At 38.6% G+C, this 12,941-nt stretch carries 12 protein-coding genes; 1 reads left to right on the forward strand and 11 read right to left on the reverse strand.

Features of this window, described 5'->3' with window-relative positions:
- Window positions 1–113 precede the first annotated feature (113 nt).
- A complete protein-coding gene (locus V7083_RS03865; protein ID WP_335475564.1) occupies window positions 114–1,526 on the reverse strand; it encodes a PLP-dependent aminotransferase family protein in 1,413 nt (470 codons plus the stop codon).
- 109 nt (window positions 1,527–1,635) lie between these two features.
- Here V7083_RS03865 and V7083_RS03870 point away from each other — a divergent pair, with 109 nt between their 5' ends.
- Window positions 1,636–2,181: a pyridoxamine 5'-phosphate oxidase family protein gene (locus tag V7083_RS03870; protein WP_335475566.1), complete on the forward strand. Its 546-nt coding sequence runs from the start codon at window positions 1,636–1,638 to the stop codon at window positions 2,179–2,181.
- Between the two features lie 105 nt (window positions 2,182–2,286).
- Here the strand turns inward: V7083_RS03870 and V7083_RS03875 are convergent, their stop codons facing one another.
- From V7083_RS03875 to V7083_RS03920, 10 genes are all read right to left on the reverse strand, one after another.
- Complete coding sequence (locus V7083_RS03875) at window positions 2,287–2,784, reverse strand: methylated-DNA--[protein]-cysteine S-methyltransferase (protein ID WP_335475569.1); 498 nt, start codon at window positions 2,782–2,784, stop codon at window positions 2,287–2,289.
- Window positions 2,768–3,685, reverse strand: a complete 918-nt coding sequence (locus tag V7083_RS03880; protein WP_335475571.1) for a DNA-3-methyladenine glycosylase family protein — start codon at window positions 3,683–3,685, stop codon at window positions 2,768–2,770. The genes V7083_RS03875 and V7083_RS03880 overlap by 17 nt, the downstream gene beginning before the upstream one ends.
- Window positions 3,672–4,244 carry a bifunctional transcriptional activator/DNA repair enzyme AdaA gene (locus V7083_RS03885; RefSeq protein WP_335475573.1) on the reverse strand — a complete coding sequence of 191 codons (573 nt, stop codon included), beginning with the start codon at window positions 4,242–4,244 and terminating at the stop codon, window positions 3,672–3,674. The genes V7083_RS03880 and V7083_RS03885 overlap by 14 nt, the downstream gene beginning before the upstream one ends.
- A gap of 414 nt (window positions 4,245–4,658) precedes the next feature.
- Window positions 4,659–5,888 carry an MFS transporter gene (locus V7083_RS03890; RefSeq protein ID WP_335475575.1) on the reverse strand — a complete coding sequence of 410 codons (1,230 nt, stop codon included), beginning with the start codon at window positions 5,886–5,888 and terminating at the stop codon, window positions 4,659–4,661.
- Window positions 5,889–5,959: 71 nt separating this feature from the next.
- A complete protein-coding gene (locus V7083_RS03895; RefSeq protein WP_335475577.1) occupies window positions 5,960–7,561 on the reverse strand; it encodes an acyl CoA:acetate/3-ketoacid CoA transferase in 1,602 nt (533 codons plus the stop codon).
- Window positions 7,562–7,589: 28 nt separating this feature from the next.
- On the reverse strand, window positions 7,590–8,810 hold the full coding sequence (gene fabV / locus V7083_RS03900) for an enoyl-ACP reductase FabV (RefSeq protein ID WP_335475579.1): 1,221 nt from the start codon (window positions 8,808–8,810) through the stop codon (window positions 7,590–7,592).
- Window positions 8,811–8,896: 86 nt separating this feature from the next.
- Entirely contained in the window at window positions 8,897–9,340 is a 444-nt protein-coding gene (locus tag V7083_RS03905) for a MaoC family dehydratase (protein WP_335475581.1), read from the reverse strand.
- Window positions 9,341–9,690: 350 nt separating this feature from the next.
- Complete coding sequence (locus V7083_RS03910) at window positions 9,691–10,899, reverse strand: acetyl-CoA C-acetyltransferase (protein WP_335475583.1); 1,209 nt, start codon at window positions 10,897–10,899, stop codon at window positions 9,691–9,693.
- 46 nt (window positions 10,900–10,945) lie between these two features.
- Window positions 10,946–11,671 (reverse strand): 3-oxoacyl-ACP reductase FabG, encoded by a 726-nt coding sequence (gene fabG / locus V7083_RS03915; protein WP_335475586.1) that lies wholly within the window; start codon window positions 11,669–11,671, stop codon window positions 10,946–10,948.
- Between the two features lie 320 nt (window positions 11,672–11,991).
- A complete protein-coding gene (locus V7083_RS03920) occupies window positions 11,992–12,876 on the reverse strand; it encodes a LysR family transcriptional regulator (protein WP_335475588.1) in 885 nt (294 codons plus the stop codon).
- Between the last annotated feature and the right edge of the window lie 65 nt (window positions 12,877–12,941).

The following is a 12,941-nucleotide window of genomic DNA, read 5'->3' on the forward strand; positions in this document are numbered from 1 at the left end:
CAGAGTGTAAAAAATCAAACCTGTTCTTTAACACACCCTTAATAATAAATATAAAAAAGCTAGACTATAACATTCTCCAGGAGATGTCATGTCTAGCTTATGGTTCAGTTCCTTTATTCCTCATCACCTTTACCCGGCAAACAGGTAGAGAGTATTTTGATTCCTTTTTCAATATCGTCAATGGATAAGCCACCAAATCCTAACATCATATAGGAATGACTTTCGGGATCTTGAGTCGACCAAAATCTTTTAGGTGAGTAGACTTTTATACCCTTCTGGAGACCCCTTTCAATCATCTCGATGGCTGTTATCCCTTTTAGTTTCAATAAAATATGTAATCCTGACCTTTCACCCACAATTTTTACACCATTGCCCATATATTGTTCAATACTCCTTAACAGTGCCTGATGTTTTCTTTGATACGTCTTCCTCATCCTTCGAATATGCCTTTCGAATTCTCCAGATTGCATAAACAATGCCATTGCTCTTTGAATAATAGGTGAGACAGATTGATTATATGCTGCAAACCTTTCTGTATATTGAATCATCAGCGAAGGTGGCAGGACAATATAACTTAGTCTGGCAGAAGGAAGAAAGCATTTAGAAAATGTACCTAAATAAATAACCCGTTCCTCTTCATCCAGCGATTTCAAAGATGGAATTGGCTGACCCCTGTATCGAAACTCCCCGTCATAGTCATCCTCAATAATATATCCCCCAGTTTGATACGCCCATTTCAGCAAGCGCATTCTTTTTGAAACAGATAGAACCATACCAATCGGAAATTGGTGAGAAGGTGTTACATATACGGCTTTTGGTTTTCCGGTTTGGATATACTCAATCGATAAACCATCTTTTTCAAGAGGTACCGGTTTAATTAGGCATCCTTGATCTTCTAAGATTGAACGAACTCCACTGTACCCTGGTTCTTCCATCGCTACAGTTTTTTCCCGAAGCCCTAAAAGCTGGCAAATCAGTGTCACGGATGACTGTGTTCCAGCCGTAATAATAATTTGCTCTGGAACTGAGCGTACACCTCTTGATTGCAATAAATAGTTTGAAACTTCCCGTCTTAATTCCCAATCTCCCATTCTGTCACTATATTGAAATAGCCAGCGGGAATCCTGGTCAATTGCATCCGCCAGACATCTCTTCCACTGTTTTAAGGGGAATTTATCCATATCAACATTCCCATATTCAAAATCAACAAGGACCTCACTTGATGGTCCACTCTCTACCCCAATAGGATGTTCCTCTTCTATCGGGTGTAATAAAGGCTTCTCAATCTCAGATACCCATATCCCACTTTTAGGGATACTCTCAAGATATCCCTCTGCTTGCAGTTGCTGATAAGCAGCCTCCACTGTGTTCCGACTCACCTTTAAATGGAGTGTTAGCTGACGAATAGATGGCATCTTCATGCCAGGTAAAAGCCTGCTTTCTTCAATTTCGTTTTTAATCCACTGATACAATTGGCTGTATAGCGGCTCAGGTAATTCTTTTTGTAAAAATGGGGATATTTCCACAATCAACCCTCCATCTGTCCCTATCAAACTTTTCAATTCTGTCACTTTTCTCATGTACAGAAATTTCTTACAATGATTTTATCATTTTTAAAGAAAGCGGGGATGGAAAATGAATAAAATTCGCCAGGAAAAATTAGTATGTACAGATGATCAGCGTATTAATGAGTTTTTAAATCAGGCACGGACGGGTTATCTTGGATTAACCGATGGAGAAGTTCCCTATGTGGTCCCTTTGAATTTTGTCATGATGAATGAGGCTGTTTATTTTCATGGAGCTGCCCATGGGAGAAAAATAGAGTTGATCAAAGCCAATCCCAATGGTTGTTTCACAGTAGCTGAAGATTTTGGAACCATGGTTAGTCCTATTCCTGCCAAGACAGATACTGCTTATATGAGTGTGATGATGTTTGGAGAACTCGAAGAGGTAACTGATTTACATGAAGCAACAGCCGCGATGCAATCGATGCTCGATAAGTATGTGCCTGGCTACTATAATAAGAACCTGCCACAATCCCATGTTGAGAAATACCGCTCTTCACTAGGGAGCCACACATCGGTTTTTAGACTTATTCCTAGCGAACGGACTGCTAAAGAAAATCGATTGGATCCTCAAATTTCTTTTTACTCCGGCAGGAAAGTTGATATGGATATCTAAGCTTATTCTTGATGTCCCTTTCCAATAGGATAGGTCAAAAAAGGGGGCTAATGCAAAACAAACATTGGCCCCCTTTTTTACATCAATAACATAGATTGAGTTATTTTATTTCCTAACTTCAATTAAATTTTTAAATGTCTTCTCATGTTGAAGCAGCCATTCTTTTCTCCACAGACCGCCTGCATAACCGGTTAATTTCCCATTTGAACCGATTACTCTGTGACAGGGAATAACAATGCTTAACTTGTTTTTCCCATTAGCACTCCCTACAGCTCTGATGGCCTTTTCATTACCTATGGAAACGGCAATATCCCTATAAGAACCAGTTTTTGCATAGGGGATTTTTATTAAAGCTTCCCATACTGTTTTTTGAAATTCAGTTCCTTCAAATTGAATAGGGAAGGTAAATTCATTCCGCTCACCTTTAAAATACTCGTTAAGTTGGTTATAGCATTCTTCTAAAACCGTGGGAGTTTCAGCATGTAAATCATTAACCTTTTTACTCTCTTCAGAGAACAAAATAGAACTGATGGCTTCATTTGTACCGATTATTTCTATCACGCCTATCGGTGATTCATAATCTAATTTATATTTTTTTGTCATATAAGGACCTCCATAGATAAAAGGTGGCATATGACTGCCAGCCTTTCCAATCTGCTGCTAATTCATTTATTTCTTCAATTGTCGGTTTCCTTTCAAGTCCTAATATATTCTTTAATGCATTATGAAGGCCGACATCCGTAATAGGGAAAGAAGAAGTAATGTGAAGGCATTTCATCATCACATATTCTGCCGTCCACGCTCCAATACCTCTAAATATCATAAGGTACTTTTGTATTTGTTGATGTTCTTTTTTCTCTAGCAATAATTCTTTTGTTAGTTCACCATTCGTCATAGCTTTAGCGATGTCAACGATGTATTCTGCCTTTCTGCCGGTGAATTGAAGTTTTCTTAAATCATCCACAGGTATGGAAGCTATTTTTTCAAATGAGGGGAATACCCAAAACGTTTTCCCTTCGAAAGTTAAACATTCGCCATATTGTTCAACGAAACGTTTCTTTAAAGTATAAGCAAATGGTAAATTTATTTGCTGTCCGATAATCGCCCATACCAGTGCTTCAAATATATCAGGAATGCATATTATCCGTAATCCATCATATTTTTGGACCAGTGTCCTTAAAACTTTATCTTGACCACCCATTTGATAAAATCCTTCTAGATCCTGGTCCAAATCAAACCATTCCCAAATATACTCTGCCACTTTTGCGCGGTAGTGAACCGATGGTAAGCTTATCGGGAAATCTACCTTTATAGAATTGTTGACATATCCAATTTTGCATAATATCAAAGATTCTTTCACTTTAATTAGTTTATATACATTCTCCTCGTTTATTTGATGAAGGATTTCCTGATTGGACCTACCTAAAAAAATTAAACACTCTTCAAAATTAAATTCCTTCGGAGGATAAATCTCCATATAAGACTCATGATCAATCCAATTCATTTAGGAGTTCCTTTCGATATTGACTGGGTGAACAGTATTTTAAGCTTCGAAATACTTTATAAAAATTGGAAGGACTCTGAAATCCCACCTCATAACAAATCTCAAGATTCGTAAGGGTCGAGCATTTTAGAAGATGGGCTGCCTTATCGATACGTATTTTTTCTAAATAAGTACGCGGAGTCTCTGAGGTTTCTTGTTTAAATAAGCGTTCCAAATAATAGGGACTTAAACCGACTTGATCCGCTATATCTTTTAACACCAAATTTTGTTTATAATGATTGATCAGAAACGTAATGACATTTCTGACAAGCTCAATATGAGGTGAATGCTCAACTTCCGGCTGACATCTTTTGCAAGGACGATAACCAGCTTTTTCAACTTCATTCATGTTAGTATAAAACTCAACATTTACTTTTTTGGGCTTCCTTGATCTGCAGGAAGGTCGACAGTATATTTTAGTTGTTTTTACTGCAGTAAAAAATAGTCCATCATATTTACGGTCACAAGCGATGATTTTCTCCCACATCTCTTCAAATGAAAGGTTGATATTAGTCGCCACGTCACTTCACTATCCTTTCTGCACTGGTATCAGGTTTTAAGAAAGAAAATGGACACCCAATGCAATCGTTCACCAGCATTCTAGTTACTTTATCAGATAGGGCATTTCTACACCTTGAACGTCTTTTTTAAGCTTATTACAATTCGTCATTTCGGGTAAAGCTTATATTCATTGGCCTCATTTTAACAAGTAATTGCCCGTCTTTTCGTCCTCATTCTTGCTCTTATGGTCCCACTTTGGGGACAAGAAAAAAGTGAAGCAAATTTATACTCCACTTCTGATGTTACAATTTTCTGTATCAAAAAAACAAATTAAGATTATCATTAATAAAACCGGCAGGTAATTCCTGACTTTTTTATTTTTTTGCATATAAAAAAGCAGGCCAATTTTTATGCCTGCCCATAGTATTTACAGTTATGCAGATTTTTTACTTTGCACACTTAGATTTTTCGGCTTTGTTTCCGGCAGTACAAGTGCAAAAACAAGATATAGGGATGAAGCAGCAACGAAGAAAATCATTGAAGGTACATATCCCGCTGACCCGAGGATTGTACTCCAAGTAATGGTAATAATGGTTTGAGCAGCGTAAGCTATTGCCCAAAACAATCCAAAAATAACGGTTAATTTTTGAGGTGACATACCATCAAGTTCATGGGCTAGGTTCATGTAAATTGGATATTGAATGAACATAGCAAAACCCGAAATAAAAGCAAATGCGTATGATGACATTGGAGATAAGTTTCCTAGAACAATCGTCATAGTGAATGAAAGGATCATCACTGTTCCGCTTGTTAATAAAATAGGTTTGCGAGGTGTGCCTTTTGTTCCGATTTTCATTCCTACGAAAGTACCGATAATACCTGCTCCAGATACTAACAGATTAATAATTGAGCCGCTTAACTCTGTATACTGCTCAAAGACTGGTTTTAAGCTAACTAAAGATAATATATACAACGTTAGGAAACCGCTAAACCCTAATGCATATTTCCAGAGGAAAGGATCCTTAATCGCATCTTTATAACCATACTCAATCACTTGTCCTGTATTGGATGATTTTGTATCAAAGTTCTCTCCCATCAACAGCCAAGCTACAAACGTAATTAAGGTTAAGGAGGCAAAAATAGATAAAGTAAGCTTCCAGTCATGTGTTAGCTGGTTTGCTAAAAATGTAAACAGTAAGGATACGATAAATGCACCTACATTATAAGAAACTGTATTCAAGGCATTAATACGAAGCTTTTGAGTACTGTTTGTAATATAGCGGCTAACAACAGGGTTCATATAAACGATAACCATTGATCCACCAAGCCCCATAACCATTCTGGCTCCAGTATATGCCCAGTAGTTTGGAAGATATATAGCAACAAGAGCCATCATTAAAAAGCCAATGGCAAGGCTTGCCGCCTTCTTAGGTCCTAATTTCATCAAGATCATTGCTGCAAGAATATTTGCAAACACTCGTGCCGTTGTAATGGAATAGTTTACAACTTGGGAAATTACAGGATCAACTGGCCCTCTAAAGAACGTCATCGTAATCTGCGGAGTTAAGGAAGAACCTGCGACCCAGTTCATCGCAAATGTAACATAAGCAAACCAAAGTATCGCAATCATAAAATAGCCTTTTCTTTTATTAACCTGGTTCATGATTTTCACCTTCTTTTATTATTGTGATTCAGGGAGGGGACCCCTCCCACTTTTAGACTTGATGAATATACTTACGCAAACTGTAATGCCCATGCTTCCATTACTTTTTCCTCTTCAAAGTTAAGCCCCATGGGATTATTCATAAAAATTCGCTCATCCATTGTCTTTAGATTTTCTACAATCAACGGAATGAATTCCATCTGATCAAAAATATCCTTTTGAATATCGACACCAGGAGCAATCTCTGTTAAGGTCAGCCCTTCAGGAAGAAGCTCAAATACCGCTCGTTCCGTAATGTAGATGACCTTTTTTCCATTCTGACGGGCAACATTTCCGCTGAAGGTAATCTGTTCTACCGAACTGATAAACTTCTTAGCTTTTCCTTCTTGGAGAATATCTAGTTTTCCATCAGCAGCCCTTACCTTCAGGCCTCCAGCTGTAAATGTACCGCAGAAAGCAAGTTCCTCCGCATTTTGCGTAATATTGATGAAACCGCCGCAGCCAGCAATTTTTGGACCGAATTTAGAAACATTGATATTACCGTCCCCATCACATTGAGCAAGGCCGAGGAACGCTGCATCAATACCGCCGCCATCGTAAAAATCGAACATGTATGGCTGGTCGATAATCGCTTCAGGAACCGCTGAACATCCAAAGTCCAGCCCGCCTGCAGGTGTTCCGCCTACCGCTCCAGGCTCGATTGTTGGCGTAAAACCTTTTTCCTGACCTTCCTCGCGAAGAACCTCCGCAATGATTTCCGGCACACCGATTCCATAGTTTAGTACTTTTTTGTTGGGGTCAAGAAGCATTGCTGCTCGTCGGGCAATCACCTTGCGTTCGTTCAGAGGATATACATTTGTTTCTTTTTTAATAACTACATCACTTCGGACAAAGGCATCATTGAATTGAGTTCCAAACGTTTGCATATGGTTTTCAATTTTGTCCACAACCACAACATAGTCGACAAGGATTCCAGGAATTTTTACCTGTTTAGGGTCAATCGAACCGTTCTTAACCATCTTTTCAACTTGAACAATAACCATTCCGCCGTTATTTTTTGCATTCATTGCTATTGAGAGAACCTCAAGAGTCAATGGCTCTTTGCCGAATGAAATATTACCGTTCTCATCAGCTTCTGTTCCTTTTACAATAGCTATATCGATTTTTTGAGTTTTATAGGCAAGGTATTCTTTCCCATCAAAACATACCTTTTCAACAATCTTTTCGGTTGTTACTTCGTTTAACTTCCCACCATCAATGTCAGGGTCTACAAAGGTACCAAGTCCAACATGGGTAATGGTTCTAGGCTTGCCCGCAGCACTATCACGGAACATTTGTGCAATTACTCCTTGAGGCAGATTGTATGCCTCAATTTTATTGGCTGCAACAAGTGGCTGAAGCTTTGGTGCAAGCCCCCAGTGACCACCGATCACTTTTTTAATAAGCCCTTCATGTGCGTAATGGTTTAATCCTCTTTCTCCTCCATCGCCGATTCCGGCTGCATACAATAGGGTCAGATTTTCTGGTTTTCCCGTTTCAAGGTAGCGCTTTTCCACCTCTTGATGGATTTCCTCTGCCACCCCAGTACCAATAAATCCTCCTACACCTAAAATGGCACCGTCAAAAATTAGTTCTGCTGCTCCTTTTGAACTGATTAACTTAGATTTTCCCATCGTCGGTTCTCCTTCCATTATCGAAAAATTAAGGACGTAATTGGCTAAGCTGTTCTAAATCGATTTCAGCGCCATAATCCACACCTTTATATTCGAAGCCGTTTAATTGCATAAATTCCTTCGTGAAAACTTCAACTGCAGTAATTTCACGGAAGTTTTCAGGTGTTACTTGGTCAACAATTGCCTTTACTTCCATCTGAACATCTTCTCGTAATTCCCATGAATCTGGACGGAGATACCCGTTTTCGTCATACTCTCGCTTGTTGCCGTATAGCATATCTTTAAAGAAACGTTGTTTATGCATAATAGGTGTTTCATGAAGTCCCTTTTCCAACATGACCTTGTAAAGAGCACTTGCGTATACTGGTAAAATTGGAATTACTGCACTTGCTTTCGTTGTAACCGCTTTACTTACACAAATGACCGATTCTCCATTTACTTTTTCTTTAAGGATTTTATCCATTCTCTTAGATGTTTCTGCAGCATGTGCCTTTGCTTGGCCTAAAGTTCCACCGCTGTAAAATGGTCTAGTGATATCAGGGCCAAGATATGAATACAAAACTGTTTTAAAACCTTCAGTAAGCAAGCCTTCTTCTAACAAAGCGTTGACCCACAGCTCCCAGTCTTCACCGCCCATTACTTTTACCGTATCGGCAATTTCTTGTTCCGTTGCCGGTTCTACTACCTGTTCAAATATCTCCTGTTTTTCAAGGTTAATACTGTAATCCCTTACTTCTTCACCAATGGATTTAATACATGATGTATAAACCGTACCAGTTACAGGATCGATTCGTTTTGGCGAGGCAAGGCTATATACAAGAATATCAATCTGGCCAAATTCTTCTTTGATATATTGGATTACCTGTTCTTTCATTTTTGTAGAGAATGCATCTCCGATAAAGTTTTTAGCAATTAAACCTTCTTTTTCTGCTTCCTGTTTAAAGAAGATATTATTCCACCATCCGGCAGTTCCTGTTTGTTCAGGGGAGGTTATTCCTCTCTCAAAGGAGACTCCGATTGTGTCAGCTTGCGACCCAAAGGCAAGAGAAATCCGTGAAGCTAAACCATAACTTGATGATGCGCCAAGAATAAGCGCTTTTTTTGGACCATCAAATTTTCCATTCTGCTTTACATAAGTTATTTGTTCTTTAATGGAAGCCTCACAGCCATATGGATGAGCTGCGCGAGCAATGTTTCCTTTTAATACTGGTTCAATAGTTACCTTTGGTAATGCAGTTAACGTAGTCATATTTATCTCCTCCATACTTCTTGATGTGTTTTTTTCATATTCCTGGTTTGGAAAAACATTGGGCATATATTAATGTACAAAGCGTTTTATTTGGGCGGAATGACCTTTGCCATGCCCTCTATTACAGCTTCACCATGTTGGTTATAGCAAGTTGTCTTGATTTCACAAATAAAGAATTTTCCTTTATCGACCATGTTTACCACTTCTGCTTCAGCTGTAATGGTATCTCCAATAAGGACCGGTTTTTTGAATGAAAGTTCCTGTCCCAGATAGATGGTTCCTGCCCCTGGAAGCTTCATACCCAGCACTGCTGAAATAAGGCCAGCTCCAAGCATTCCATGTGCAATGCGTGATTTAAATGGAGTATTTTTTGCATATTCTTCGTTTACATGAGCTGGATTTAAATCACCGGTGATGCCGGCAAACAAATATACATCGCTTTCTGAAATGGTTTTGGTCATATAGGCTTGATCGCCAATGGATAATTCCGATACTCTTTTTCCGACTAATACTTCTTGTGATGCTGCCATCTATATCACCCTTTTCAATTGACTTTAATATTTGATCAACATTTCACATACTTTAGGAAAAGAACTGCAAGTCCATGGCTTTTTTTAGGATTTTGTTTGTAAAACAGCTCCATTCATTCAATATCCACGGCTTTTTTTAGTCCACGGCATCAAATAAGAATGATTTTCTACAAAAAAGATATAGCCGGCAGTGCTTGATTGCCCGCTGGATAATGTTTTAAGTTTCTCCAGCATTTTTGAGGGGAAATATTCGCAGGCAAATGAACTACCGGCTAATCCTGTTTTACAGTGAAGCTCCCTTACTTGAAGTCCACGGCTTGCTTTTGTTCCTGATTCCTTAATGATTTAATCTAGACAGACTTTACAATCACTGCTGTTCCCATACCACCGCCAATACAAAGAGAGGCTAGGCCATATTCGGCATTCTGTTTTTTCATTTCATAAAGAAGGGTTGTTGTAATTCTTGCACCTGACGCACCAAGTGGATGGCCGAGGGCAATTGCACCGCCATTGACATTTGTGCGTTCTTCAAACCACTCGTCCGTAACATTAAAATGCTGTTTAAGCTCATGAATGACACCCAGTGATTGCCCGGCAAATGCCTCGTTCAATTCAATTAATTGAATATCTGTAAAATTAATATCCACTTTGGACATGGCATCTTTAATAGCCGGTACAGGTCCGAGGCCCATAACTGATGGGTCCACTCCGCCTTGGCCAATGCCAATGATCTCAAACAATGGAGTTAATTCGTATTTTTCAACAGCCTCTTCAGATGCAACCATTAATACAGCCGCACCGTCGTTAATTCCAGATGCATTACCTGCTGTTACAGTTCCTTCTTTTTTGAATGCAGGCTTTAATGATGTTATTTTTTCGAGGCTTGTACTTCGGTTTGGATGTTCATCTGTGTCAACAATGATGCTTCCTTTTCGAGTTTTTACTTCAATTGGAACAATTTCATTCTTAAACCTGCCGCTATCGATCGCATTAATGGCCTTTTGCTGTGACTTCCAGGAGAATTGATCCTGCATTTCACGTGTGATACTATATTTTTCTACAATGTTTTCAGTCGTAATTCCCATATGATAGTGATGGAAAGCATCTGTTAGTGCATCACTAATAATGGTATCGGATAATTGCATGTCTCCCATTTTATTGCCGTTACGGGCCTGAAGTCCCTTCATAACAAAAGGAGCTTGCGACATCATTTCAACTCCGCCTGTGATTACAACCTCTGCAGAACCAGCTTTAATACTGTTGTAGGCTGTCATGATCGATTTCATTCCGCTTCCGCAAATCATATTTATTGAATAAGCGGGTACCTCTTCAGGCACTCCAGCAAAAATAGATGCTTGACGTGCCACACCTTGTCCCTGCCCAGCGGTTAATACGTGTCCGATAATGACTTCACTAATTCTGCTAGGGTCTATTTTAGTTTCCTCTAACACCGCTTTTATGACATGGCCAAGAAGTTCACCCGAAGGTACTGTTGAAAGGGTTCCTAGCATTCTGCCAATCGGGCTCCTTTTTGCGGAAACAATAAATACTTTTCCCATTTTTTTGGCTCCTTTTCAGGCTAAAACTATTGTTTTAAGTTATTATTTAAAGTCTAAGTCCGCCATTCACTGAAAGAACATGTCCATTTACGTAACTTGATTCATCGCTCGCAAGAAATAAAATAGCATTTGCGATTTCCTGCGGTTCTCCCAAACGTCCAAGCGGTGTTTTTTGTCTGATTGGATCTAGAACCTTATCAGGGACGGTTGCCATCATTTCTGTCATTACATAACCTGGAGCAATAGCATTAGTCCTTACAGCCGCACCTTTTCGAGTAAATTCTTTTGCCCATGTATAAGTCATCCCGATTACTCCGGCTTTGGTTGCCGCATAGTTTGTTTGGCCGATATTTCCATATTCACCTACAACTGAAGCAATATTGACAATCGACCCTTTGCCGTTCTCCATCATGATTGGTGCAATTGCTTGTGTCAGGTTAAATACACCTTTTAAGTTCACATCAATTACAGCATCCCACATCGATTCATCCATTTTTTGTAGAAGAGCATCACGAGTAATTCCTGCGTTATTAATTAATACATCAATTTTTCCATATTCATTTTTAACTCGCTCAATAAATGCTGAAATCTGCTCTCTGTTTGTTACATTTAGTTCTACATGAGTTATATTATCTGCACTATAATCTCCAGCCGCCATGTCGACAGCAAATACCATCTTTACGCCTTCTCTTGAAAATGTTTCACATACCGCACGGCCAATTCCGCGGGCACCTCCGGTCACGATTGCTATTTTCCCATCCATTCGATTCATCAGTGTACCTCCCTGGTTATGCTTTGCTTTTGTTTTCTGTAAGCTGCCTACACCAATAATGTAATTCAAGGGTTCACATAAAGATAATACATAGAAATTATAGGACCTATAACTTATTGCTATAATTTTCACAAACAAAAAGCACTGTTGCCTTAAACCCTTGTTACCACTAATCAAACTGCTTTTTACAAGTTTGATAGTGAAAGAGTTTTTTGGCACAGTGCTAATGAAAGCGGACACATATTTGTCATTTTAAACTGTAAAAAATCTACTTTGTTACTAACTTTTTTCTTAAACCTGGAATGGGAAATTAACTTAATTCAACTAGAAATGTTTCTTTGTACATATTCAATAAAGCGCCTTAATGCAAACGATATATACCTATTTTTCTTGAGAATTATGGAAATTTCCCATTTAACAGATGGGTGATTAACTGGTAGTTGCAAAATCATACTGCTATTGTATTTTTCCACTATAGGCCGAGGAAGTATGGATATCCCTTGATTTAACGCGACAAGTTCAGCAATAAAATCCCATTGGCTGCTTTTAATTGTTACTTTTGGTTCGAACCCTGTCTCTCGGCATGCAGAAATAATCCGATGGTGAAGCATAAAAGTTTCATTAAGCAAGACAAAATTTTCATCCTTTAAATCCTCATAATAAACGATCTCCTTGTTTGCAAGTGGATGGTTTCGGTGGAGAATGAGAACATTTTCATCTGAAACAATCGGTATACTATTGAATTTTTCTAAATCAATAGGAAGGATTACCACACCCGCGTCTACAGAACCATCTTCTACTCTTTCAGAAATAGTTTTAGCCCCTTCTTCTAAAATGGACAATGTTACACCCGGATACAAATTTCGAAAACCTGCTATCAGTGATGGAAAATATGAAGTACCAATAACAGGGGGTATACCAATTTTAATATGCCCTTTTTTTAGGTGTTCCGTATCCCTAATAGATTCTGTAAGTGACTCAAAATCTGACAATAGCTTTTGTGCTTGGGCATACAATTCTTCCCCGGCATCCGTCAATTGAACAAATTTCTCGGATCGGTCAAATAAAAGGACACCAAGCTCGTCTTCAAGATTCTTTATCATTTTGCTTAAAGCAGGCTGAGATATGTGCAATACTTTTGCAGCTACCGTAAAACTTTTTTCTTTAGCAACAACCGTAAAATAAGTTAATTGACGGATTTCCATACAACTTTTCTCCTTATCTTTTTTATTAAGAAAAGTTTTATTAATCTATAGGCTCTGTTAAACTT

The sequence above is a fragment of the Bacillus sp. JJ1764 genome (assembly GCF_036962145.1).
Classification (GTDB): domain Bacteria; phylum Bacillota; class Bacilli; order Bacillales; family Cytobacillaceae; genus Neobacillus.

Excerpts from the sequence above, each read along its gene's own strand:
- V7083_RS03895 (WP_335475577.1), bottom strand. The coding sequence starts at position 7,561 with ATGGGAAAATCTAAGTTAATCAGTTCAAAAGGAGCAGCAGAACTAATT.
- V7083_RS03890 (WP_335475575.1), bottom strand. The coding sequence starts at position 5,888 with ATGAACCAGGTTAATAAAAGAAAAGGCTATTTTATGATTGCGATACTT.
- fabV (WP_335475579.1), bottom strand. The coding sequence starts at position 8,810 with ATGACTACGTTAACTGCATTACCAAAGGTAACTATTGAACCAGTATTA.
- V7083_RS03870 (WP_335475566.1), top strand. The coding sequence starts at position 1,636 with ATGAATAAAATTCGCCAGGAAAAATTAGTATGTACAGATGATCAGCGT.
- V7083_RS03905 (WP_335475581.1), bottom strand. The coding sequence starts at position 9,340 with ATGGCAGCATCACAAGAAGTATTAGTCGGAAAAAGAGTATCGGAATTA.
- V7083_RS03875 (WP_335475569.1), bottom strand. The coding sequence starts at position 2,784 with ATGACAAAAAAATATAAATTAGATTATGAATCACCGATAGGCGTGATA.
- fabG (WP_335475586.1), bottom strand. The coding sequence starts at position 11,671 with ATGAATCGAATGGATGGGAAAATAGCAATCGTGACCGGAGGTGCCCGC.
- V7083_RS03880 (WP_335475571.1), bottom strand. The coding sequence starts at position 3,685 with ATGAATTGGATTGATCATGAGTCTTATATGGAGATTTATCCTCCGAAG.
- V7083_RS03910 (WP_335475583.1), bottom strand. The coding sequence starts at position 10,899 with ATGGGAAAAGTATTTATTGTTTCCGCAAAAAGGAGCCCGATTGGCAGA.
- V7083_RS03920 (WP_335475588.1), bottom strand. The coding sequence starts at position 12,876 with ATGGAAATCCGTCAATTAACTTATTTTACGGTTGTTGCTAAAGAAAAA.